Source organism: Ottowia thiooxydans DSM 14619, assembly GCF_000422885.1.
Taxonomy (GTDB): Bacteria; Pseudomonadota; Gammaproteobacteria; order Burkholderiales; family Burkholderiaceae_C; genus Ottowia; species Ottowia thiooxydans.
This window is the reverse complement of record NZ_AUGX01000011.1, coordinates 76,926-97,856: the sequence shown is the minus strand read 5'-3', so window position 1 is coordinate 97,856 and position 20,931 is coordinate 76,926. Positions and strand designations below refer to the sequence as shown.

General features: G+C 59.6%; 21 protein-coding genes and 5 tRNA genes. 4 read left to right on the top strand and 22 right to left on the bottom strand.

The genetic code is table 11. From position 1 onward, the window contains the following. Window positions 1-14: 14 nt before the first annotated feature. From G518_RS0109890 to G518_RS0109870, 5 genes are all read right to left on the bottom strand, one after another. Window positions 15-1,007, bottom strand: a complete 993-nt coding sequence (locus tag G518_RS0109890) for a Bug family tripartite tricarboxylate transporter substrate binding protein (RefSeq protein ID WP_028602397.1) — start codon at window positions 1,005-1,007, stop codon at window positions 15-17. A 38-nt stretch (window positions 1,008-1,045) separates the two neighbouring features. Next, on the bottom strand, window positions 1,046-1,909 hold the full coding sequence (locus G518_RS0109885) for a class III extradiol dioxygenase subunit beta (protein WP_028602396.1): 864 nt from the start codon (window positions 1,907-1,909) through the stop codon (window positions 1,046-1,048). Beyond that, on the bottom strand, window positions 1,902-2,315 hold the full coding sequence (gene ligA, locus G518_RS0109880) for a protocatechuate 4,5-dioxygenase subunit alpha (RefSeq protein WP_028602395.1): 414 nt from the start codon (window positions 2,313-2,315) through the stop codon (window positions 1,902-1,904). The genes G518_RS0109885 and ligA overlap by 8 nt, the downstream gene beginning before the upstream one ends. Then, a complete protein-coding gene (gene pobA / locus G518_RS0109875; RefSeq protein WP_028602394.1) occupies window positions 2,312-3,493 on the bottom strand; it encodes a 4-hydroxybenzoate 3-monooxygenase in 1,182 nt (393 codons plus the stop codon). The genes ligA and pobA overlap by 4 nt, the downstream gene beginning before the upstream one ends. A gap of 220 nt (window positions 3,494-3,713) precedes the next feature. Then, window positions 3,714-4,154 carry a MarR family winged helix-turn-helix transcriptional regulator gene (locus tag G518_RS0109870; protein WP_028602393.1) on the bottom strand — a complete coding sequence of 147 codons (441 nt, stop codon included), beginning with the start codon at window positions 4,152-4,154 and terminating at the stop codon, window positions 3,714-3,716. A 107-nt stretch (window positions 4,155-4,261) separates the two neighbouring features. On the opposite strand from G518_RS0109870, the gene G518_RS40625 reads away from it, so the two are divergent. Both G518_RS40625 and G518_RS34560 read left to right on the top strand, forming a co-directional pair. Further along, window positions 4,262-5,206, top strand: coding sequence for an amidohydrolase family protein (locus tag G518_RS40625; RefSeq protein ID WP_051236335.1), 945 nt, complete (start codon window positions 4,262-4,264; stop codon window positions 5,204-5,206). Between the two features lie 41 nt (window positions 5,207-5,247). Next, the gene (locus tag G518_RS34560) at window positions 5,248-6,234 is read left to right on the top strand and encodes a tripartite tricarboxylate transporter substrate binding protein (protein ID WP_036594207.1); all 987 of its coding nucleotides are present in this window, start codon (window positions 5,248-5,250) and stop codon (window positions 6,232-6,234) included. Window positions 6,235-6,295: 61 nt separating this feature from the next. Here G518_RS34560 and G518_RS0109855 read toward each other — a convergent pair whose 3' ends face one another. The 6 genes from G518_RS0109855 to G518_RS0109830 all read right to left on the bottom strand — a co-directional run bounded on the left by G518_RS0109855 (window position 6,296) and on the right by G518_RS0109830 (window position 11,223). Next, window positions 6,296-6,703 carry a SirB2 family protein gene (locus G518_RS0109855; RefSeq protein ID WP_028602392.1) on the bottom strand — a complete coding sequence of 136 codons (408 nt, stop codon included), beginning with the start codon at window positions 6,701-6,703 and terminating at the stop codon, window positions 6,296-6,298. 39 nt (window positions 6,704-6,742) lie between these two features. Then, entirely contained in the window at window positions 6,743-7,198 is a 456-nt protein-coding gene (locus G518_RS0109850) for an RrF2 family transcriptional regulator (protein WP_028602391.1), read from the bottom strand. A gap of 84 nt (window positions 7,199-7,282) precedes the next feature. Further along, window positions 7,283-7,723 carry a group III truncated hemoglobin gene (locus G518_RS0109845; protein WP_051236333.1) on the bottom strand — a complete coding sequence of 147 codons (441 nt, stop codon included), beginning with the start codon at window positions 7,721-7,723 and terminating at the stop codon, window positions 7,283-7,285. A 124-nt stretch (window positions 7,724-7,847) separates the two neighbouring features. Next, window positions 7,848-8,810 (bottom strand): Bug family tripartite tricarboxylate transporter substrate binding protein, encoded by a 963-nt coding sequence (locus G518_RS0109840; RefSeq protein ID WP_028602389.1) that lies wholly within the window; start codon window positions 8,808-8,810, stop codon window positions 7,848-7,850. Between the two features lie 41 nt (window positions 8,811-8,851). Further along, window positions 8,852-10,060 carry a CaiB/BaiF CoA transferase family protein gene (locus G518_RS0109835; protein WP_028602388.1) on the bottom strand — a complete coding sequence of 403 codons (1,209 nt, stop codon included), beginning with the start codon at window positions 10,058-10,060 and terminating at the stop codon, window positions 8,852-8,854. Beyond that, window positions 10,057-11,223, bottom strand: a complete 1,167-nt coding sequence (locus G518_RS0109830; RefSeq protein ID WP_028602387.1) for an acyl-CoA dehydrogenase family protein — start codon at window positions 11,221-11,223, stop codon at window positions 10,057-10,059. The genes G518_RS0109835 and G518_RS0109830 overlap by 4 nt, the downstream gene beginning before the upstream one ends. 98 nt (window positions 11,224-11,321) lie before the next feature. Here G518_RS0109830 and G518_RS0109825 point away from each other — a divergent pair, with 98 nt between their 5' ends. Together G518_RS0109825 and G518_RS0109820 are read left to right on the top strand one after the other, a co-directional pair. After that, complete coding sequence (locus tag G518_RS0109825; protein ID WP_051236331.1) at window positions 11,322-12,146, top strand: IclR family transcriptional regulator; 825 nt, start codon at window positions 11,322-11,324, stop codon at window positions 12,144-12,146. 296 nt (window positions 12,147-12,442) lie between these two features. Continuing rightward, window positions 12,443-12,979, top strand: coding sequence for a hypothetical protein (locus tag G518_RS0109820; protein ID WP_156909332.1), 537 nt, complete (start codon window positions 12,443-12,445; stop codon window positions 12,977-12,979). A gap of 196 nt (window positions 12,980-13,175) precedes the next feature. Here G518_RS0109820 and G518_RS0109815 read toward each other — a convergent pair. The 11 genes from G518_RS0109815 to folC form a co-directional block, all read right to left on the bottom strand. Beyond that, window positions 13,176-13,252: transfer RNA gene (locus G518_RS0109815), tRNA-Asp, on the bottom strand. A 48-nt stretch (window positions 13,253-13,300) separates the two neighbouring features. Continuing rightward, window positions 13,301-13,376, bottom strand: a tRNA-Glu gene (locus tag G518_RS0109810). An 82-nt stretch (window positions 13,377-13,458) separates the two neighbouring features. Beyond that, window positions 13,459-13,535: transfer RNA gene (locus tag G518_RS0109805), tRNA-Asp, on the bottom strand. A 49-nt stretch (window positions 13,536-13,584) separates the two neighbouring features. After that, window positions 13,585-13,660: transfer RNA gene (locus G518_RS0109800), tRNA-Glu, on the bottom strand. Window positions 13,661-13,690: 30 nt separating this feature from the next. Next, window positions 13,691-13,766: transfer RNA gene (locus G518_RS0109795), tRNA-Ala, on the bottom strand. A gap of 34 nt (window positions 13,767-13,800) precedes the next feature. Beyond that, window positions 13,801-15,210, bottom strand: coding sequence for a glutamate--tRNA ligase (gene gltX / locus G518_RS0109790; protein ID WP_028602384.1), 1,410 nt, complete (start codon window positions 15,208-15,210; stop codon window positions 13,801-13,803). A 56-nt stretch (window positions 15,211-15,266) separates the two neighbouring features. Then, window positions 15,267-16,505 carry an O-succinylhomoserine sulfhydrylase gene (locus G518_RS0109785; RefSeq protein ID WP_028602383.1) on the bottom strand — a complete coding sequence of 413 codons (1,239 nt, stop codon included), beginning with the start codon at window positions 16,503-16,505 and terminating at the stop codon, window positions 15,267-15,269. 13 nt (window positions 16,506-16,518) lie between these two features. Continuing rightward, window positions 16,519-18,027, bottom strand: a complete 1,509-nt coding sequence (gene purF, locus G518_RS0109780) for an amidophosphoribosyltransferase (protein ID WP_028602382.1) — start codon at window positions 18,025-18,027, stop codon at window positions 16,519-16,521. 136 nt (window positions 18,028-18,163) lie between these two features. Further along, window positions 18,164-18,679: a CvpA family protein gene (locus tag G518_RS0109775; protein ID WP_028602381.1), complete on the bottom strand. Its 516-nt coding sequence runs from the start codon at window positions 18,677-18,679 to the stop codon at window positions 18,164-18,166. After that, a complete protein-coding gene (locus tag G518_RS0109770) occupies window positions 18,676-19,632 on the bottom strand; it encodes an SPOR domain-containing protein (protein WP_028602380.1) in 957 nt (318 codons plus the stop codon). The genes G518_RS0109775 and G518_RS0109770 overlap by 4 nt, the downstream gene beginning before the upstream one ends. A gap of 3 nt (window positions 19,633-19,635) precedes the next feature. Then, window positions 19,636-20,925, bottom strand: coding sequence for a bifunctional tetrahydrofolate synthase/dihydrofolate synthase (gene folC / locus G518_RS0109765; protein WP_028602379.1), 1,290 nt, complete (start codon window positions 20,923-20,925; stop codon window positions 19,636-19,638). Between the last annotated feature and the right edge of the window lie 6 nt (window positions 20,926-20,931).

Below are 20,931 nucleotides of genomic sequence, written 5' to 3'. Positions count from 1 at the left end.
TGCAGCTTTCGTGGCTATTCCTTGATCCCACGAAGCTTCACGATCTCGGCGTAGCGGGCGCTATCGCGGCGCAGCTGATCTGCGAGCTCCGCGGGGCTGAGAGGAGTCGGCTCGGCGCCAAGATTTCGAATGATCTTGGTGACGTGAGGACTTGCCAACAGCGTGTTGATTTCCGCGTTCATGCGCTCCACGATCTCTACCGGCGTTTTTGCCGGAGCGTAGATCGCATGGGTAGTTCCGGAGTCGAATCCATTCAGTCCGAGTTCCTGCAGCGTGGGTGTGCCGGGGAACAACGGTGATCGCTTCGTGCTGCCAACAGCCAGTAAGCGAAGCTTTCCCGCCCTGACATGCTCGAGAGCAATTCCGGGGTCAAAAGCAAACTGGACGCTCCCTCCAAGCAGGTCCTGAAGCGCAGGCGACGCGCCGCGATATGGAATATGCACGGCGGTCATGCCCGATTGAGCCTTCATCATCTCCGCCGCCACATGAGGTGCACTGCCGTTGCCAGGACTGGCATACGAAAGGCTGCCGGGCCGCGCCTTTGCCGTCGCCACAAGCTCAGCAAAGGACTTGAATTCCTGCCGTGCGTCGCTCACCAGGAAAAGCTCGATTCGAGCGGTGCTCGCCACGGGCACGAGATCTTTCGAGGGATCGATCGGCACTTTCGCAAGCGTGTGCACCGAAATCGTCACGGAGCTACCTGAGGTCATGAGAAAGGTGTAGCCATCTGCCGGTGATCGGGCGACGAACTCGGCGGCGATCATTCCCGTGACGCCCGTTCTGTTTTCCACGACAACGGGTTGTTTCAGGGCTTCCGCCAATCCGGGGGCGAGAGCACGCCCGATAACATCCGGTGAACTCCCAGGCGGGAACGCGACAATCAGCTTGATCGGCTTGGATGGCCAGTCGCCGGACGCCCAAGCCGTGGCGTGCCATGCGTGCATTGACAGCGGAACCAAGCATGCGATCAAAACGCGACGGCTGATACTGGGGTAGGGAACGGTCATGACTTGTCTCCGGTGTTCTTGTGGTGTTCGCTATTCCATTAGCGTCCTGGCGACGCCGGATTCTTGGCGTCCTCCAGAACGAGAAGCCCGTAGGCCGTGTTGGACGCCGGGACGTGATAGAACCGATGGTGGACATCCACATCCTCATTCAGTGCTCCGCGCATGACGAGCCACATGACGCACTCCAGCCCCTCTGAGCCCGCTTCTCTCAACACCTCGAGATGGGACATGGACGCGACCGTGGCCGGACGGTCTACAAACGCATCCAGCCACGCGTTGTCGAACTCCACATTGATCAGGCCCGCACGCTCGCCCTGCAGTTGATGCGACAACCCACCCGTGCCGAGGACTGCTACCTTCAACTCCTCCGGGAAGCTTTCCAGCGCGGACCTGATGGCCTTTCCCAGGTTCAGGCATCGATTTCCTGTCGGCGGCGGGTACTGAATGACATTCACGCACAACGGAATGACGCGGCACGGCCATTCGGCTGGTTGGCCAAACAGCACCGACAGCGGCACCGTCAGTCCATGGTCCACCGTCATTTCAGAAACGATGGTGATGTCGAACTCACTCAGGATGAGTTGCTCGGCAAGGTGCCAGGCCAGATCGGGTGCGCCTCTCACCACGGGCACGGGCCGCGGACCGTAGCCCTCGTCGTGCGGCTGGAAGCTCTCGGCGACGCCGAGCGCGAAGGTCGGCGTCAGGTTCAACGAAAAGCAGGACGCGTGGTCGTTGTACACGATGATGCAGACGTCGGGTTTGACCTCGGCGATCCAATCGCGCGCCGCCTGCATCCCGTCAAAGACTGGTTTCCAGTAGGGATCGCCTGTCCTGCCGCCATCGACGGCTGCGCCGATGGCGGGTACGTGAGAGGTACCAACTCCACCGACAACCTTAGCCATGGTCCCGCGCCCTGTTCTCGCGCCGACTGCGCATCCCATCGATCGGCCTGCCGCCCATCACCATCATCGAGCGGAACTCCTCAACGGTCATCTTGCTTCCATTCATCGCTGCACCTACGTGCTGCATCGACAACCCGTCGAAGATGGCGAGCTTGAAGGTGTAGTAGATATTGCCCCCCAGCCGGAGCATGGCCAGCCAGTCTCTTTCTCGAACGGCTTCGCGTTGCTCAGGCGTCATCGGAAATTTCTCAACGTATGTCGCCGGGTTCGCCCTGAACGCGTCTCTGTTTCCTGCGTGGTCAAGCGACTTGCAGAAGGTATTCAACCAGTAGCCGCGGCGCTGATGCAGGCCGTCGAAGACGTACGTTCCCGGGATATCGTTGTAGTCCCTGAGTGGTTGATTCATTTCAGTTCCTCCAGTGGAAGGCCAGCGTACTGCTCCGCCAGAGCCGCTTGCGCGCTCGCTGACGATCTGAGGAATTCGAGCTCGTACTCCTGTGCTTTTTGGTCAAATTGGTTCGCAGTAGGGAATCGGTGCAACAAGTTCGTCAGGTACCAGGAGGTACGCACTGAATGCCACACCCGCCGCAACGCCGTCGCGCTGTATTCATCCAGCAACGCTTCATTGCCCGTCTTGTAGAAGGAGGTCAGCGCACGACTCAGATAAAACACGTCCGAGACTGCGAGATTGAGACCTTTCGCCCCAGTCGGGGGAACGATGTGAGCCGAGTCACCAGCGAGGAAAAGGCTTCCGTAGCTCATAGGTTCGGCCACATAGCTGCGAAGGGGTGCAATCGACTTCTCAATCGATGGGCCTTCAACAATAGCTCGCGCCATCTCCGGCGGAAATCGAGACCTGAGCTCTTCCCAGAATCTCTCATCGGTCCATTCGACGAGCTGTGCATCGAGCGGTACCTGGATGTAATAGCGACTCAAGGTGGGACTTCTCATGGATGCCAGAGCGAATCCACGCGGATGGTTCGCATAGACGATGTCCGGCAACGGGGGCCGCTCTGTCAAGATACCAAGCCACCCGAACGGATAGACCTTCTCGTACTCCTTCAGTACGTCGTGTGGGATGGCTTGGCGAGACACACCATGGAAGCCGTCGCATCCCGCGATGAAGTCTGTTTCTATGCTCACCCTTTCACCGTTGCTGAAGAAGCTCACAGACGGCTTCTTCGACTGAACGTCGTGTAGCTTCACATCCTCAGCATTGAAGACGATTCGCGCATCGCGCCGGTTCGCTGCGGCGAAAAGGTCCTCCTGGATGCTTGTTTGGCCATAGGCCACAAACTGCTTGTCGACGTGTTTTTTGACGTCGATGAAGAAGCTCTCCTTTCCTGCCCAGACAATCTTCATCCCATCATGGACATGCCCCTCACTATCCAGCCGATCGGCTAGCCCGTTCTCACGCAGCACGTCCACTGTGGTTTGTTCAAGGACGCCGGCGCGGATCCTGGATTTGACATAGTCCCGACTTTGCCTCTCGACGACGATGCTGTCGATCTTTTGTCGTGCGAGGATTTCGGAGAGCAACATGCCGGCTGGCCCCGCGCCGATGATCGTCACTAGGGTTTTCATTTGCAGCGGTTTCCGTGTAGATAGTTGCCATCCTAGGGACAACAACGACCTTTGAGGAGCCAGCGATCAGCTATCCTGATCGCTCGCTGCTATCAGGTTTTTGCGGCTGACTCAGGCTCTGATGGCGCCCGTGGTGCCGCCGGCCGTTGTCACGCAACATTCGGCCAATCTACGAAGGCATAGATACAGTAGCCGCGTAGCGGCGCGGGGGGGCTTCTGTTCACTCCCCGGTGATCTTGCCCAGCAGCCGGATTAATTCAGCAGTCTCTGCATCGGAGAGCGCGCCGCGCAACGCCTCCTCGTGCTCGCGCACAATGCGCGAGGCGCGGCTCCAGCACTTGCGCCCTTCGGGCGTGAGCTTCAGGTGCACCATGCGTCGGTCGTGCTCCTGGCGGGTGCGGTCGATCAGGCCACGCTCGGCCAGCTTGTCCGCCAGCGGCACCATAGACGGGTTGGTCAGCCCCACGCCCCGCGCCAATTGTCCCTGCGCCAACTCCACATGGCAACTCAACAACTCCAGCACGCCATACATGGCGGTCGTCAGTTGCAGCTTGCCCAGCGCGAGGTCCAACCGGCGTAGCGCCTGATTGTGGGCTTTTCGGAGGTGGTACCCGATATATGAGTCGAGCGCGGGAGAAGAAGGAGGGGTGAAATCAGACATTGGCAGCTGGCAGGATAGCACGCACCCCCACATGCATCTCCATCTATTAGTTTGACATCGAACTATTTGATAACTACACTTTGACGCAACATCATTCAGGAGACCGCATGTTCGTCGTCGACAACCACATTCACCTGGGTCAGCCCGGTGTTCACGTCTCGCAGCACATCTACAACGAGCTGCGCAAGAACTGGAGCGATCGCGGGTTTCGCTACCACAGCAGCGAGGTGAAGTCCGAACGTCGCGACGGCGAAATGCTCGTTCAGGTCATGGACGATGTGGGCATCGACGTGTGCTGCGTACTGGCCGGCAACTGGAACCGCGTGCTGCCGCCCGAACAGCGCCCCTATAACGTGCCCAACGAGTTCGTAGCCCAACAGGTCAAGGCCTCCAACGGCCGGCTCATCGGTATCTGCAGCGCAGACCCAATCATTGACCCATGGGGCGCGGCCGACGAACTGGAACGCTGCGTGCGCGACCACGACTTCCGAGGCATCAAGCTCTACCCCACCTACGCACACTTCGACCCACGCGACAAGACCTGCGAGCCGCTGTACGAAGCCGCCACGGCGCTCGGCGTGCCGGTGCACTTCCACATGGGGTTCACCCCCGTCTGCGGCGCAGACATGAAACTACAGCAACCTTGGCTGCTCGACGAAGTGGGCCAGCGCTTTCCCAAGATGAAGGTCGTCATTTGCCACCTGGGCTACCCCTATGCGGCCGAGGCCATGGGTGTGGTTGCGCGCAACCCCAACTTTCACGCCGATCTCAGTGCGCTGGGCTTTTACCATCCGCGTACCGTCTATCAGCTGATCCACGACTTCGGTTGCGTCAACCCCTGGGAGCGTCTGCTCTACGGTTCGGAAAACCCCTTCATGTGGACCTTCCACAAGACCGTGCAGAACATCAACGAACACGCCCGCGCGCTGGACATGCCCGAGATCCCCGACCACGCGCTGGAACTCATCCTTGGCGGCAACGCCACACGCCTCTACCGCATCGACCAGAGCAAGCAGCACCGCACCGCGACGCCCACCAAGGCCGCCGCCTGAGCACCCCGGTGCCCAACTACAACACCCGGAGACAAGACACCATGAAGATCGCCCGCCGTTCCCTGCTGGCCGCCGCTCTGGCGCCGGCCCTGAGCACCCTCGCCCCGCTGACCAGCGCACAAGGCGCGTTCCCCTCTCGTCGCATCTCCGTTGTGGTGCCCTTCCCGGCCGGAGGCCCGGCCGACATGGTGGCTCGCGTCATGCAACCGCTGATGCAGAAGGCCCTGGGCGAGACCGTGATCGTCGAAAACTTCGCCGGTGTCGGCGGCGCCATAGGCGTGGGCAAGGTGCTGGCTGCGCCGGCCGACGGCCACACCATGCTGCTCACCACCGTCGCCGAGCCCATCCTGCCGCCGTTGACCATGCCCAGTGTGCGCTACAAACCCGAGGACCTTGTGCTGGTCTCGCAGCTCTCGTACACCCACATCGCGCTCGTCGTTCGGCCCAGCCTGCAGATCCATTCGGCGCAGGCGCTGCTGGATTACCTGAAAAACCCAGCCAGCAAGCCCCTTAGCTACGCCACGCCAGGCAGCGGCACGCTCTACCACCTCATGGGCGAGCACTTCAAGTCTCTGACCGGCGCACAGTTGATCCACGTGCCCTACAAAGGCCTGGCACCGGCCGTCAACGACCTGATCGGTGGTCAGGTTGACCTGGCCTTCCTGCCCATGGCCGGCAGCACCGCAAAGCAGATCGAAGCTGGCACGCTGCGCGCCCTGGCCCATACCGCCGACACCCCAATGGTCGGCCTTCCGCGCCTGAGCGAACTGAGCGGCCTGAAGGACTTCGTATACACCGTGTGGACCGGCGTGTTCCTGCCTCGTCAGACGCCCACCGAGGTGGTGGCGGCGGTGCACAAAGCCATCGACACCGCCTTGCAAGGGCCTGAGTTCGGCGCCTACACACGCGACGCGGGTGGCGTGGCCCTCACGCGCGCCATGCCCCTTAAACAAGCGCAGACCTTCTACAACGCCGAAGCGCAGCGGCTGCAGCGAGTGTTTCAAGCGGTCAAGCTAAAGGCGGACTGAGCGCGCCGGCGACTCCCTCAGTTCGGACCAAGATGACTCAGATCCAACGCGCACGCGAAGATCAGCTTCCCAGCATTCGCAAGAACACAAATGGGTCACGGGTTCGGGCGATGGTGAACATCATGACGAAGCAGGTCAAAGCCGCAGCGAATGCCAGCGCTTTCCCTGAAAGGGTTGGCGCCCGCCGCAGGGCCAGCGTGCCGAACACGATATAAGCCACCAACAGCATCAGCTTGGCCAACAGCCACGGCGTAGCGAAGGGATTGAGCTGCAGCGTCATCAGCAATAGCAAAGCCGCCGCAAGCAAAGCGGTATCGATCACCTGGCTCAAGCGACGTACAGGCGTGGACATGGGCATCGTTGCGCCCAGCAACACTCCCAAGCCCCGGCCCAAAAATAGACCACCGCTCAGCATCACCAGCAAGACGTGTGAGAGCTTGATAAGTGGATATAACTCAATTAGCGCCATCGCAGCCAAAAGGTGAAGTAGGGAGAAAGACAGCCTGGTTCATTGCACGCGCTTACGTTCCAGCTTAATGCCCTGCCCCTCTCTCACTGGTAAATCAGTGCCAGGTAGCAAATCCGCTAGCGAGAAATCATCCAGGTGCGCCATGAAACTGCTCAACGCCCCTTCCAGCACGTTCGCGAGGCGACACTGCCCGATCAGGACGCAATGGTTTCCGGTGGAGAAGCATTCGACCAATGCGAAGTCTGGCTCGATGCTGCGCACAACAGCGCCCAGATTGATGTCGCGCGGCGAATGCGCCAGGCGCATGCCGCCACCCTTGCCGCGTAGGGTCTTGATCCAGCCATGCAAACCGAGCTGGTGCGTGACCTTCATCAGGTGAGCTTCCGAAATCTTGTGGGCCTGCGCCACTTCCGAGATGGTGCATAGGCGATCAGGCCGCTGCGCTACGTACATCAGAAGGCGCAACGCGTAGTCAGTCATCGTGGTCAGGTGCATAAGCAGACTCTAGTCATTGCAGCGTACGCGCCTGCGGCATGGCGTGCCCCACTTGTTCGAACTGCAGCCATTCAACCATGCCTCTCACTCATGAGTCAGCTCGGTAGGCATGGCATCTGGAACACGGCTCATCTGGTAGCCCATCCACAGGCTTTGTGCGATGCGCTCAGCCATCGCACAGGCTTGCTGGGCCATGGCCTGATTGGGCTGGGATGCCGCGTTCTCCCGGAACAGCTTCAGCCAACGCTGGAACAGCTCGGCAGACAGACCAGGCAACACCGCATGCTTGGGCATGGGTGCGCCGGAGAACCGATTGGTACGCCGAAGAATGGCCGACCAAAAATCCACTAACTTGGCCAGGTGGTGATCCCAGTCATCAATGTGTGATTCGAATATGGGGCCCAGAACCTCATCCTCACGGACTTGTGCATAGAACGTATGCACTAGGTTCGTGACATCGGCTTCGGTGCAGAAGTCGCTTCCAGGCACTTGGCCCGCGGCTATTGGTGGTGCGGCATTGTTCATAAGATCTATTACAAATATATCTTATTTTCACCTCAAACTGTCAAAGGCCGCGTTGCGGCTCTCCTCCCCTTGATCTTCATCAAATGCAAAGCGTTCACGAGGCCCACCGTGAACGCCATGATGCTCAGTTCAGGTCGATCTTGGCGCCCTGGTTCACAAGGTTTTGCAACCGGGTCGCCTCCTGGTTCAGGAATTGCCCAAAGGCCTCAGACGAGGTGATCCCGATGCTCGCACCGGTTTTCACCATCTGCGCTTTCACCTCTTCGTCCTGCAAGGCAAGTTGCATGTCGGCATTGATCTTTGCGACAACGCTGTCTGGCGTTCCGGCTGGTGCCAGCATGCCGAACCAGGAGCCCGCGACAAAATCGACTCCCAGCTCCTTGAAGGTTGGGATCTCTGGCGCGTCGGGATGCCGCTGCGGCGCAGCAATTGCCACGGCACCGACATAACCACTCTTGACGTGCGAATACGAAGACATGCCGTCGAACATGGCGTCCACCACCCCTGCGGTCAGATCGACCATGGCCGGTCCTTGCCCCTTGTAGGGAACGTGCGTGTAGGTAGTGCCGGTCAGCTTGGAGAAGAACTCTGCCGCGATGTGTGGGCTGGAGCCCAAACCGGACGAGCTGATCGACAGACCACCGGACTGGGTCTTGGAATTCGCAATCAGCTCTTTGAGCGACTTGTCCTTCAGACGATTGGTCACCATCAGCACGTTGTACCCGGTGGCCACCCTTGCGACCGGACGAAACGCGTTGCTGGCGTAAGGCAAGTTCTTGCGCAGCACCGAGTTGGCCGTGAAGCCGTAGGAGGTGAATAGCAAGGTGTAGCCATCGGCTGGGGCCTTGCTAACCAATTGCGTGCCAATGATGGTCCCCCCGCCAGCGCGGTTTTCTATGACTACAGCCTGCCCCCAAATTTTTGACAATTTGAGACCCAACACCCGCGCCAGGTGGTCGGTGGCCCCGCTCGCGGCGAAAGGAACCACGAAGGTCACCGTGCGCTTGGGAAAGCTCTCTTGAGCTTGCAGGCAGGTGGTAGAAAGTACCGCAGCGGTGGCGACACAGAGGGCTTTGGCGATATTCATGGTGTTCCTTTGGGGGAGTAATAGAGATTGCGAGACTTTTTCTAGATCACACCCGCTTCGCGCAATCCCCGCAGGTCCTGCGCGGTCAGGCCAAGATCGCCGTAAACCTCTTCATTGTGTTGACCGGTGTCAGGCCCCACGGAAAGCCGCTGGGACTCGCGTCCCACAAACCTCGGCACGGGTGCCGGCGCTGGTACGGCGCCCAACTGCGGGTCAACCAGGTCAATGAACGCGCCGCGCGACAGCATTTGCGGGTCGCGGAGACTGTCCGCGATCGAATACACCTTGCTGTGTGGTACATCGTGGCGGTCGAGCAGAACCTCAAGTTCGGCAAACGGCAGGCCTTTGCACCACGCTGCAATGCGTGCATCCAATTGCTCCAGGTTTTGCATGCGTTGTTCGTTAGTTGCGAACTGCGGATCCTCGGCCAGCTCGGCACACCCCATGGCGCGACAAATGCGGGCGAACATCGCATCACCGGTACCCACGAGCGTGCACCAGATGCCATCCGCAGTTTGGTATACGTTCGACGGCGATGTATAGGTTGCGCGCGACCCCGCCCGCTCCCGAACAATGCCACCGATTCGGTACTCGGCAGCGAGTGGATCGAGCAGGCGCATCATGGCCTCGGTGGCGGAGAGGTCAATCTCGACACCCAGCCGCTCTGCAGGAATTTTTGAGTTGCGCTCAGCCAGTGCGGCGCAGATGGAAAAAGCGCCGAACAACCCCGCGGTGACATCTCCCAGAGGGTAGTTCATGTGTTGCGGCGGACCCCCGGGCTCACCGGTCAAATGAGTAAAGCCGCTCATGGCCTCGAAGATCCGTGCAAATCCTGGCCGGCGTGCGTAAGGGCCGGTCTGGCCGAAGCCCGTTAGCCGCAAAACGATGAGCCCTGGATTGTGGGCATGCAAGGTTTCGAGGCTCAGGCCCCACTGGTCCATCGTGTCGGTGCGAAAGTTCTCCACCAGCACATCGAAGTCACCGATCAACTTCAGAAACAGCTCGCGCCCTTCAGCCTTTCGAACGTCCAGTGAGATGCCTTTCTTTCCGCGGTTGGTGGTCTTCCAGAAAAGGGCGTGTCCTTCATGCACAGGAGCCAGGCTTCGAAGAGGGTCGTTGCCTATGGGAAGCTCGAGCTTGACGACTTCGGCGCCCATATCACCGCACAGCGTGGCGGCGAACGGCGCGGCAATAACTGTTGCCATGTCCAGGATTCGAACGCCCTTTAACGGGTAGCCAGCAGTGTTCATGGGCGCGCCTGTTGGAGATCGCGCAACGTGAGCTTGGCAATGTTGAGCTGGTGTATCTGGCTGGTACCTTCGTACAAGCGGAACAACCGAACGTCGCGGTAGTAGCGCTCGATGGAACTGAAATCGGCAACATAGCCTGAGCCGCCAAACATCTGCACGCAACGATCGGCCACACGGCCGCACATCTCGGAAGCAAAGTATTTGCACATGGAAGCAGCGAGCGCCACGTCTTCGCCCCGGTCCCGCGCGCGGGCCGCTTCCAGGATCATGGAGCGCGCGGCGAAGATTTCGGTTTGGCAGTCCGCGATCATGGCCTGCACCAGCTGAAAATTGGCCACGGGTTGCCCGAACTGGCTGCGAGCACGCGTATGGCTCAAGGCCAGATCCAGCATGCGAATGGCCGGCCCGGTGCACAGGGCCGCCAGGTGCAGGCGCTGCTTATTCAGCACCTTCATGACCGTGTGAAAACCAACACCCTCGCGCTCGCTAATGATGTGGGTTGCCGGTACGCGGCAGTCCTCCAGGATGACGTCGGACACGGGCGAGCCCGCCTGGCCCATCTTGCGGTAGGGCTCACCGGTACGCAGTCCGGGAGTACCGCGTTCGACCAAAAACGCGGTAAGGCCGGCACTGCCGCGCGAGCCCTCTTCGGTGCGCGCGATCACAGTGAAGACATCGGCCAGCGGCGCGTTGGTTATAAAGCGCTTGACGCCGTTCAGCACGTAGTCGTCGCCATCTCGGCGGGCCGTGGTCTGTATGTTGCTTGCCTCGGAGCCCGCGTCGGGCTCGGTGAGAGCCAGGCACGCCGTGAGCTCTCCGCTGGCCATTCGAGGAAGCCACCGGGCCTTCTGCGCCTCCGTACCGTCTGCCACCAGAGCCTCTGACCCTATGCCTGTGTTGGTTCCTACGCGGGCGCGCAGCGCCACCGAAGCTTGCGACAACTCCATCGCACACAGCACCAGTTCTTCTGCCGTCAGTCCGAGCCCGCCATAGGCTTCAGGAATGCTCCAGCCAAAATAGCCCTCCCGGCGAAGCCTTTCGACCACATCCTGCGGAATGGTGGAAGTGCGATCAACTTCATCTTCCAGCGGATGCCAGCACTCGCGCACAAAGACGCGAATCCCATAAATAAGGTTTTCCAAGCGTGCGGCGTTTCGAATCATGTGCGCACTCTAGGCGGCACCGCTCGCATTAGTCGAATAGAGTTTCAACTATTGGAACGACGATTTGCCAGTGCACCACGCTGCCTTCAGAATGGTGCATGCCAGAACACCGAGCCCTGCACCAAATCAAAACCCGGACGGACCTGCAAAAGGTGCGCGACGACGACCCCTATTTTTCGGGCACCCTGGCGAAGGGCCTCATGATCTTGCAGTGCTTTGTGCACGACCCTCGCGCACACGCCAACAGCGAGTTTGCGGAACGCCTGGGCCTACCCCGCCCCACGGTCAGCCGCCTTTGTCGAAGTCTGCAAGCGATGGGCTTCCTGGATCATGACGATCGCCTGGACCGCTATTTCATCGGCCCCGCCGCATTGACATTGGGTTACCCCTATGTCGTCAACATGCCTTTGATCACGCAACTGAGGCCCGCCATGCAGTCAATGGCAGAGCGCTTCGAAGGCGCCGTGTCCGTCGGCGTGGCGATGGACCTCGACGTGGTCTACGTGGAGTCATGCGCGCACGAGCGCGGCACGCTGATGCGACCGGCCGTCGGCGCCGTGCGGGGAATCGTGGAGACGGCAATGGGACGCAGCTGGTTGTCTCAGCACACCGCATCACAACGTACCGGGTTTCTCGCGCGCGCAAAGCAGGAGCGACCAGATGAGTTCAGCCGATCCTCCGAGGGTCTCAAGGACAGCTTCTCTCAATACCCAAAGCGAGGTTTTGCGATCAACCTGGGGGATGCGGGCATGGGGATACTGGCAGTGGGCGTTGCGTCAACGATCCAGTACGGCCCGCGGAATTTGCTGTTCAACTGTGCCGTGCCGGGATACCGCGCAAACCAGACGGACCTCTTGAAGAGCATCGGGCCTGCACTTGTGCAACTCGTGAATATGGCGAACCGCCAAGTCAATCTACGGTAGATGGCACGTTGGCTCGGACATGCGAACGAAAACTTGGGCGACCAATATGCTGGCCGTGGTTGACTCTAACCATGGCGCTCATTACCCATTGCTCTCTGTCTCGGTGATATCGAGAGAGCCTCGGACTCGGAGCGTAGGACCAGTCCAAGCTTTTACCTTCACATGGAACTAGGCGGGACGGAGGTCCTCCTCAGTTTAAGGCTCGGCTAATTTTGCTTGGCTTACAGCAGTTAAGTAAGAACTATTGCGTGGTCAGTTCTCATCATGCAAAATTTCGCCAACCTATGGAATTGCAGATGAACAAACCATTCAACTTTAAGAAACTTGCTGCACTGTCGCTCACGCTCCTAATGTTCGCGACTGCCACATCTGCGGAAACTGAACCCACACAAGAAGACTACATCGAAAAATATTGCATGAAATTTGACCAGACTCCAAAAGAGTTGGTGGGGAGCCTGATTAAAGAGTTCGAGCAATCCCCGTTTCCCGCTGACGAGTATTTTTTTCACAATAAGTGCCAGTCAGAGAACTATTCCCGCGCCGTGAAAAGTCCGATGATTCACTCAATCGCAGATGCTCCTGAATCTCGTGCTGACTTCCTTCATAGCATCTGGCTGTATTACTCACGGAAGAGAAAAGAGCCGCAGATCTTTCCAAAGATTCTCAACATGCCAAACACAAAGGGCGAGACACTTCTGGACTACATCGAGACATTACGAGTTAAGGGGAAAAACAGTCACCCAGGACTGCTATTGCCCATTAAGAACCTCATTCTCTATACTTGTCTGCGGGGTGGCGTGTACTCTGTGCACAAGGATAAATCTTGCCCATAGTCTGACCACTACATGGCCGACCGGGCTTTAAGCCTGCAGTACTGACCTACCAAGGGCAGTGCACGCCGGACAAGCTGAATTCGGACACCGACGCCCACGGGATAGGCCAAAGGTCTCACCAAGAAGTCATATTCCAAACTTTGGAATAGAAATTAAAAAGCCTTGCAGATCATTGACCTGCAAGGCTTTCAAACTATGGCGGAGCGGACGGGGCTCGAACCCGCGACCCCCGGCGTGACAGGCCGGTATTCTAACCAACTGAACTACCACTCCGCGTGGTGGCTACGTTGCAACTCTTACGAGTTCAAGTGCAGCCAAACTTGGCGACCCTACGGGGATTCGAACCCCGGTACTCACCGTGAAAGGGTGATGTCCTAGGCCTCTAGACGATAGGGTCATCAAACGAACACATTCTTACCCAAAAATCATGGATAAGAAATGCCCTGCCGCTAATTTCTTAGCAACAGGGCATTATAAGTTGGCGGAGCGGACGGGGCTCGAACCCGCGACCCCCGGCGTGACAGGCCGGTATTCTAACCAACTGAACTACCACTCCGCGTTGGTAGCTGCGTTGTAACTCTTTCGAGTTCAAGTGCAGCCAAACTTGGCGACCCTACGGGGATTCGAACCCCGGTACTCACCGTGAAAGGGTGATGTCCTAGGCCTCTAGACGATAGGGTCAAAACCTTGGAACTAACCAATTCGACACTTTGGTGGAGGTAAGCGGGATCGAACCGCTGACCTCTTGCATGCCATGCAAGCGCTCTCCCAGCTGAGCTATACCCCCGTTGGGTGTCGAGCCTCGAAGTATACGATGAAAATCAGCCCTTACGCAAACTGTCCAAAACTTTTTTGGAATTTTGCAGTGCGAGCACGGCATCCACCGAGGGAGTTTGCGGTGTACCCATGATCAGTACACGAACAGGCATAGCCAGTTGGGGCATCTTGAGGCTGTGCGTCGATAGAGTCTGCTTGATGGCAGCCGCGATGGAAGCTTTGTCCCAGGTGGCTTTCTCCAGGAGATCGGCCAGGGTAGTCAGCGCGGGCCTGATAGCGTCCGTGACATGCGTAGCCAAGTCGTCCGCGCTTGGTTGCAGGTCTGTATAGAAAGCCTGCGCCCAATCGGTCAGGGCAACGGTAGTCTCGCACCGGTCTTTGAACAGGCCGCAGATGGCCACCAAGCGATCGTCCGGGGTAATGCCCCGCTGCTGTAGCTGCGTGGCTACCAATGCGGCAAGGGCCGTATCGTCCATGGCTTTCAGGTGCTGCGCATTGACCCAACGAAGCTTGGCTTCGTCAAATTGCGCAGCGCTCCTGCCCAGGTGATCGAGGTTGAACCATTCGAGAAACTGCTGACGGCTGAAGAGCTCATCATCGCCATGGCTCCAACCCAGGCGCGCAAGGTAGTTGACCATGGCATCTGCCAGGAAGCCTTCGTCACGGTATTGCGTAACGGGCTTCGCACCGTTGCGCTTGCTCATCTTCTCGCCCTGCTCGTTCAGCACGGTGGGCAAATGCGCGTAGATGGGAATTTCGTGGCCCAGGGCCTGGAAGATGTTGATCTGCCGTGGCGTGTTGTTGACGTGGTCGTCGCCGCGAATCACATGGGTGATGCGCATGTCAATATCGTCCACGACCACGCAGAAGTTATAGGTGGGCGTACCATCAGGGCGCGCAATCACCAGATCATCCAGTTCGGCGTTGGCAATTTCGATGCGGCCTTTGACCTTGTCGTCCCAGGCCACGATGCCGTCCAAGGGATTGCGGAAGCGCAGTACCGGCTGCACGCCTTCAGGCACAGGCGGCAACGTCTTTCCTGGCTCGGGGCGCCAAGTGCCATCGTAGCGAGGCTTTTGCTTGGCGGCCATTTGGCGTTCACGCAGGGCGTCTAGCTCAGCCACGCTGGTGTAGCAGGGGTAAACATGGCCGGCGGCTTGCAATTGGGCAAGCACTTCCTTGTACCGATCAATGCGCTGCATCTGGTAGAAGGGCCCCTCGTCATGATCGAGTCCGAGCCAGGCCATGCCTTCGACAATGACATCAACGGCTGCCTGAGTAGAGCGCTCCAGATCCGTGTCTTCTATGCGCAGGATGAAATCACCCCCCTGCGAGCGTGCAAAAGCCCAGGGATACAACGCCGAGCGGATATTTCCCAGGTGAATGAAACCCGTTGGCGAAGGCGCAAAGCGAGTACGCACGCGCTGGGAAGTAGAAGACGGTTTTTCTGACATTTTTCAATCGTTTATGCCGCAAAGGCACAAGGAGCTAGCGCTCAAGTAAGTGGGAATCAGGCTATGGCCAGGCAACTGTCCAGGCCACGTGCCAGGTCGGTCTGAATATCAGGAACGTGTTCAAGGCCAACAGCCAAACGGATCAAACCTTGCACCACACCAGCTGCCTGCCTTTGTTCTTCCGTCAGGCGGCCATGAGATGTGCTGGCAGGATGGCTAATCAGCGTTTTAACATCGCCCAGGTTGGTGGCAATGCTGCATACGCGAGCGCTGTCGATCACGTGGAATGCACGCGCCCTGGTTTGCTCCGGTGAATCACCCCGCACACTGAAAGCGATCACCGCACCACCGATACCGGACTGCTGGGCCATCGCGAGCGCATGCTGGGGATGGGAAGGCAGCCCGGGGTAGAAAACGCGCTCAATGGCGGGGTGTTGCTCCAGCCAACTGGCGATTTGCAGGGCATTCGCGCTTTGCGCCTTGACACGCAGAGACAGTGTTTCGAGCCCCTTGGTGACCACCCAGGCATTGAAGGGTGACAGCACCATGCCGGCTGATCGGATCAAGGGAGCAAATATCTGGTCGACATACTTGCTTGGCCCGCAGATGGCGCCAGCCATCACACGGCCCTGGCCATCCAGGAACTTGGTACCGGAATGGATCACGAGATCGGCGCCCATTGAAAGGGGGCGCTGCAGAACGGGGGTGGCGAAACAGTTGTCCACAGCCAAGAGTGCACCCGCATCGTGTGCAATGGCCGCAAGTGCGGCGATGTCGCACACCTCGGTCAAAGGGTTGGTGGGTGTTTCGGCGAACAGCAGCCGCGTGTTGGGCTTGACCGCAGCCTGCCATGCGGCAGGGTCAGTCTGAGAAACGAATGAGGTTTCTACGCCGAATTTTGCAAAATCGGTTCCAAACATCTTGATGGTGGAGCCGAACATGGACTGCGAGCAGATCACGTGGTCACCATTCTTGAGCAAACCCATGCCCATCAGCAGAATGGCAGACATGCCGCTGGCAGTGGCCACGGCACTCTCAGCCCCTTCGAGCGCTGCCAACCGACGCTCGAAGCTGGTCACAGAAGGGTTACCAGTACGCGTGTAGGTGTAGCCCTCTTCCTGGCTGGCAAACCGGCGCGCAGACGTTTCCGCATCCGGCTGCACGAAGCAGCTGGTGAGGTATACCGCCTCGGAGTGCTCCCCATACTGACTGCGAGGCACGGTCACACGCACGGCCAGAGTGTCAGGGTGCAGACCTTCGGGTAGATCAGGAGAGGGTTTGGAACCTGTATTCATCGAATGCTCGCCTTCAAACCGGGGTGGCGTTTGGCAAGGACAGGCGCGAGGTATCTTCCTCACCCTCCTGCTGAGGAACCACGCGCTGCTCGTTCAAGCGGGCGATATCGCCATCAGTGATGTCGCCGGTGACGTAGACGCCATCGAAGCACGACGCATCGAAATCGCCAATGCTTGAATTGAGCGCGCCGACCGCGTGCTTCATAGCATCAACGTCCTGGTAGATCAAGGCATCTGCACCGATCAGTTGGCGCACTTCCTCTTGTGTACGGCCGTGAGCCACCAACTCTTCTTTGGTGGGCATATCGATGCCGTAGACATTAGGGTGGCGTACAGGAGGCGCTGCGCTCGCCAGGTAAACCTTGCGAGCGCCGGCCTCGCGTGCCATCTGGACGATTTCGCGAGAAGTGGTACCACGCACGATGGAATCATCTACCAGCAGCACATTGCGGCCTTCGAATTCGCTGGCGATCGCGTTGAGCTTCTGGCGCACTGAACGCGCGCGCACAGACTGACCGGGCATGATGAAGGTGCGGCCCACGTAGCGATTTTTCACGAAACCTTCGCGGTAAGGCTTGCCCAGCCAATGGGCCAGTTCGGTAGCGCTTGGGCGGCTGGATTCCGGAATGGGGATCACCACATCGATTTCATCAGGCGGCACCATGGAGACCACGCGTTTGGCCAAGGTTTTGCCGAGGTTCAGCCGCGCTTGATAGACAGATATGCCATCCAGCACGGAATCAGGCCGGGCCAGGTACACGAACTCGAAGATACAAGGCGACAGTTGCGAATGATCGGAACAGCTTTGGGCGTGGACCGTACCATCCAGGGCGACAAACACGGCTTCGCCAGGAGCGACATCCCGCTCAAAAACGTGGCCCGTGCCCTCAAGCGCGACCGATTCGCTGGCGAGCATGACGGTGCCATCGCTGCTGCGACCCATACATAGAGGCCGGATGCCATAGGGATCACGGAAAGCGAGCAGGCCATGCCCGGCAATCTGAGCAATGACCGCGTAGGAGCCCCGCACACGGCGATGCACTCCGGCCACGGCGGTAAATACTTCAGCGGCGCTCAAGTGGGTGCCACGCGTGGCTTTCTCGAGTTCATGCGCCAGCACGTTCAGCAGTACTTCGGAATCGCTATCGGTGTTGGTATGCCGATGGTCGGTGTTGAAAAGCTCCGCTTTCTGGGCGTGGGCGTTGGTCAGGTTGCCGTTGTGCACCAGCACGATGCCAAAAGGTGCATTCACATAGAAGGGCTGCGCCTCTTCCTCGCTAGCGGCATTGCCTGCGGTGGGATAGCGCACCTGCCCCAACCCCGAAGCGCCGGGGAGCGCACGCATGTTGCGGGTACGAAACACGTCCCGCACCATGCCTTTGGCTTTGTGCATGAAGAATTTGCGCTCATGCTGCGTCACGATGCCTGCGGCATCTTGCCCGCGGTGCTGCAATAGCAACAGGGCGTCGTAGATAAGCTGATTGACTGGTGCGTTGCTGACAACGCCGACGATGCCGCACATTGGGTGCTGCTCCTAGGGTAAGGGTGAAAGGTCGAAACTCCGATTGTCAGGCCGAAGCCATGGTTCAAGCGGCGAGATTTTTAAACAATGGCGGCGCGCAAGGGCTATTTCAAGCTGACCGCCAGGGCAGTAGGGGCTATTTGCGATCACCTTGCTCCCCCAATGATGGTGGGAAATACTTTCCGACAGGCTCGGGCAGCATGGGATGAAGCGCACCCAGGGTGGCTTCCAGCCAGTGGGCACTAACTGACTCCTGCCACCAAAGCGCTTCGCGCGCCGGGGTCATGCCGATGATGGCCGCACCTACCAAGAGCAGGGCCAGACCGCGCGCAGCGCCAAATACAGCCCCAAACACGCGGTCTACAGGGCGCACGCCCAAAGCCGTGGCGCCGCGGCGCGCTGCCCATGCCAGCATGCCGCCCAGAAAAGCTGCCGAGATGAACACTAACGCGAAACCGGCGGCATAGCGGACGCCTTCGGGGGATTCGCCCATAGGCAGCCAAAGGCCCACTACGGGCGCAGCCCAGCGCGCGGCAAAAAAAGCAAATACCCAGCTGCCGAGCGCCAGCACCTCGTATAGGAAGCCCCGCCAAGCGCCCAGAAGCAGCGAGGCGACGGCCACGGTGAGGCAAATCCAGTCGACGCCGCTCAAAGCGAGAGGATTGAGGCCGGCAAGCCGGATTTCTTGATCGCGGCAGCGGCTTTGTCAGCCTCTTCTCGGCTGGAGTAGGGGCCGACCCGCACGCGAATGCGTTTGCCCTGCGGCGTATCGACTTCCTGTGTGTAAGTTTTGACGCCAGCGCGCTCGGCCTTGCTGCGCGCTTCGCGAGCGGAACTGGCATCCGCAAACGCGCCCACCTGAACAATGAAGCGACCGGCGCCTGCAGCCGCTGAGGGCTTGGCCTCGGGCCGTGCCGCAGTGGCCCGGTCGGGGCTGCGACCTTCTAGCAAAGCACGAGCGCGAGCTGCATCATCGGTGCGTGCACGTGGTTCAGCCGAGTTGCGATCAGTACTTTCGCGCGAAGGCGCATCGCTGGTGCGAGGTGTTACGGGCGTGGGAGTGGGTTTGCGCTCGGGAGGTTTTTCCGCTGGCTTCTCGGCCGGTTTTTCCGCAGGTTTTTCAGCCGGCTTCTCCACTGGCTTTGCTGGTGGCTTTTCGGCGGGCTTCTCCGAGACACGCTCAGGGGTGCGCTCAACGGGCTTTTCCACGCGAGGGGCCACTGGGGCTACATGCGGTGGCGTGGGCGAACGAGCAGTGGAGTTCTCCGCCACCATTTCCTCGCGGGCATCCAAACTTGCCGCGGCGGTAACCTGTCCGGTACGCCCTGGCGTGCCAGGCGGCGTAAGAGGGGCCACTCGCTCGCGATCTGGAATGGTGATGGGTACATCCAACGCCACTGGGCGCGGCTGGGTATCAAACAGCAAGGGAAACGCGATCACGGCAATGCCCACCAAAACGGCGGCGCCAATGAGGCGGTACCGCGCTCGGCGCCGCAGCGTTTCTACGGTTTCCGTTGGCGCGGCTGCGCTCTTGGAAGACCCGCGTCTTGTTGGGGGGATCGAATCAGCGGGCTGCCCGCGCAGCCGGAACTTGAAGAACGCCATTTATTAGTCGCCAGCGCGGCCAGCATGAAGGCGGGGCACGCCGTGCCTCAGCACATCTCCCACCGTGTAGAACGAACCGAAGACGACGATTCTATCAGCGGGGGTAGAAGCCCCCGCAGCGGCCTGCAGAGCGCTTTGCGGATCCGCATAAACGCTCGCAGATGCATCCTTGCGACGCGTCATGTTTTGCCAGGCGGCCTGCAGAGCAGAACCGGCCGCAGCACGGGGCGTAGGCAGATCGGTGAAATACCAGCGATCAATGATCGGGTCCATGCGCTCCAGCATGGGAGCAAGATCCTTGTCTGCCATGGCACCAAAGACGGCGTGGGTGGTGGGAAAGAACCCCATGGCATCCAGATTGAGGGCCAGCGCGGCAACGGAATGTGGGTTGTGCGCCACATCCAGTACCAGCGCCGGCTGGCCGGGCACCACCTGGAAGCGCCCCGGCAACTGCACCAGCGCCAATCCGCTGCGCACAGCCTGAGCGGTCACGGGCAGGCGGGAGCGCATGGCCTCCACCGCCGCCAGCACACCAGAAGCATTGAGGAGCTGGTTAGCGCCTCGCAGTGCAGGGTAAGCCATGCCGGCGTAACGCCTTCCACGCCCGGCCCAGCCCCATTGCTGGGGATCACCGTTGTAATTGAAGTCGCGGCCCAGCAACCAAAGATCCGCTCCGATCTCGCGGGCGCGGTCAATCACGCTCTGCGGAGGCACTGGATCGCTGATGATGGCCGGGCGGCCCGTGCGCAGGATGCCAGCCTTTTCTGCCCCGATTTTCTCGCGCGTATCACCCAGTAACTCGGCGTGATCGATATCAATACTGGTGATGATGGCGCAATCGGTATCGATGATGTTTACCGCATCCAGACGCCCACCCAGGCCCACTTCCAGAATCACCGCGTCCAGGCCTGCACTGGCCAAGGCATGGAGAATCGCCAACGTAGTGAACTCAAAGTAACTAAGGGTAATTTCTCCCCGAGCCGACTCCACTCGTTCAAAGGACGCGATCAGCGCCTCCGCCTTGATGGGTTCACCATGGAGCCGGCAACGCTCTTCAAAGTGCACCAGGTGCGGCGAGGTAAAAACCCCGGTACGCCAGCCGGCGCGCTCCAGGACGGATTCGAGCATGGCGCAGGTGGACCCCTTGCCATTGGTGCCCGCCACGGTGAACACCGGGCAGGAAAAGCCGAGCGCCATGCGTTCGGCCACAGCGCGCACCCGGTCCAGGCCCATGTCGATGGCCTTGGGATGCAACCGCTCAGCGTGTGCGAGCCAGTCTTCAAGAGTATTCATATAAGA

Excerpts from the sequence above, each read along its gene's own strand:
- G518_RS0109890 (WP_028602397.1), bottom strand. The coding sequence starts at position 1,007 with ATGACCGTTCCCTACCCCAGTATCAGCCGTCGCGTTTTGATCGCATGC.
- G518_RS0109885 (WP_028602396.1), bottom strand. The coding sequence starts at position 1,909 with ATGGCTAAGGTTGTCGGTGGAGTTGGTACCTCTCACGTACCCGCCATC.
- ligA (WP_028602395.1), bottom strand. The coding sequence starts at position 2,315 with ATGAATCAACCACTCAGGGACTACAACGATATCCCGGGAACGTACGTC.
- pobA (WP_028602394.1), bottom strand. The coding sequence starts at position 3,493 with ATGAAAACCCTAGTGACGATCATCGGCGCGGGGCCAGCCGGCATGTTG.
- G518_RS0109870 (WP_028602393.1), bottom strand. The coding sequence starts at position 4,154 with ATGTCTGATTTCACCCCTCCTTCTTCTCCCGCGCTCGACTCATATATC.
- G518_RS40625 (WP_051236335.1), top strand. The coding sequence starts at position 4,262 with ATGTTCGTCGTCGACAACCACATTCACCTGGGTCAGCCCGGTGTTCAC.
- G518_RS34560 (WP_036594207.1), top strand. The coding sequence starts at position 5,248 with ATGAAGATCGCCCGCCGTTCCCTGCTGGCCGCCGCTCTGGCGCCGGCC.
- G518_RS0109855 (WP_028602392.1), bottom strand. The coding sequence starts at position 6,703 with ATGGCGCTAATTGAGTTATATCCACTTATCAAGCTCTCACACGTCTTG.
- G518_RS0109850 (WP_028602391.1), bottom strand. The coding sequence starts at position 7,198 with ATGCACCTGACCACGATGACTGACTACGCGTTGCGCCTTCTGATGTAC.
- G518_RS0109845 (WP_051236333.1), bottom strand. The coding sequence starts at position 7,723 with ATGAACAATGCCGCACCACCAATAGCCGCGGGCCAAGTGCCTGGAAGC.
- G518_RS0109840 (WP_028602389.1), bottom strand. The coding sequence starts at position 8,810 with ATGAATATCGCCAAAGCCCTCTGTGTCGCCACCGCTGCGGTACTTTCT.
- G518_RS0109835 (WP_028602388.1), bottom strand. The coding sequence starts at position 10,060 with ATGAACACTGCTGGCTACCCGTTAAAGGGCGTTCGAATCCTGGACATG.
- G518_RS0109830 (WP_028602387.1), bottom strand. The coding sequence starts at position 11,223 with ATGATTCGAAACGCCGCACGCTTGGAAAACCTTATTTATGGGATTCGC.
- G518_RS0109825 (WP_051236331.1), top strand. The coding sequence starts at position 11,322 with ATGCCAGAACACCGAGCCCTGCACCAAATCAAAACCCGGACGGACCTG.
- G518_RS0109820 (WP_156909332.1), top strand. The coding sequence starts at position 12,443 with ATGAACAAACCATTCAACTTTAAGAAACTTGCTGCACTGTCGCTCACG.
- gltX (WP_028602384.1), bottom strand. The coding sequence starts at position 15,210 with ATGTCAGAAAAACCGTCTTCTACTTCCCAGCGCGTGCGTACTCGCTTT.
- G518_RS0109785 (WP_028602383.1), bottom strand. The coding sequence starts at position 16,505 with ATGAATACAGGTTCCAAACCCTCTCCTGATCTACCCGAAGGTCTGCAC.
- purF (WP_028602382.1), bottom strand. The coding sequence starts at position 18,027 with ATGTGCGGCATCGTCGGCGTTGTCAGCAACGCACCAGTCAATCAGCTT.
- G518_RS0109770 (WP_028602380.1), bottom strand. The coding sequence starts at position 19,632 with ATGGCGTTCTTCAAGTTCCGGCTGCGCGGGCAGCCCGCTGATTCGATC.
- folC (WP_028602379.1), bottom strand. The coding sequence starts at position 20,925 with ATGAATACTCTTGAAGACTGGCTCGCACACGCTGAGCGGTTGCATCCC.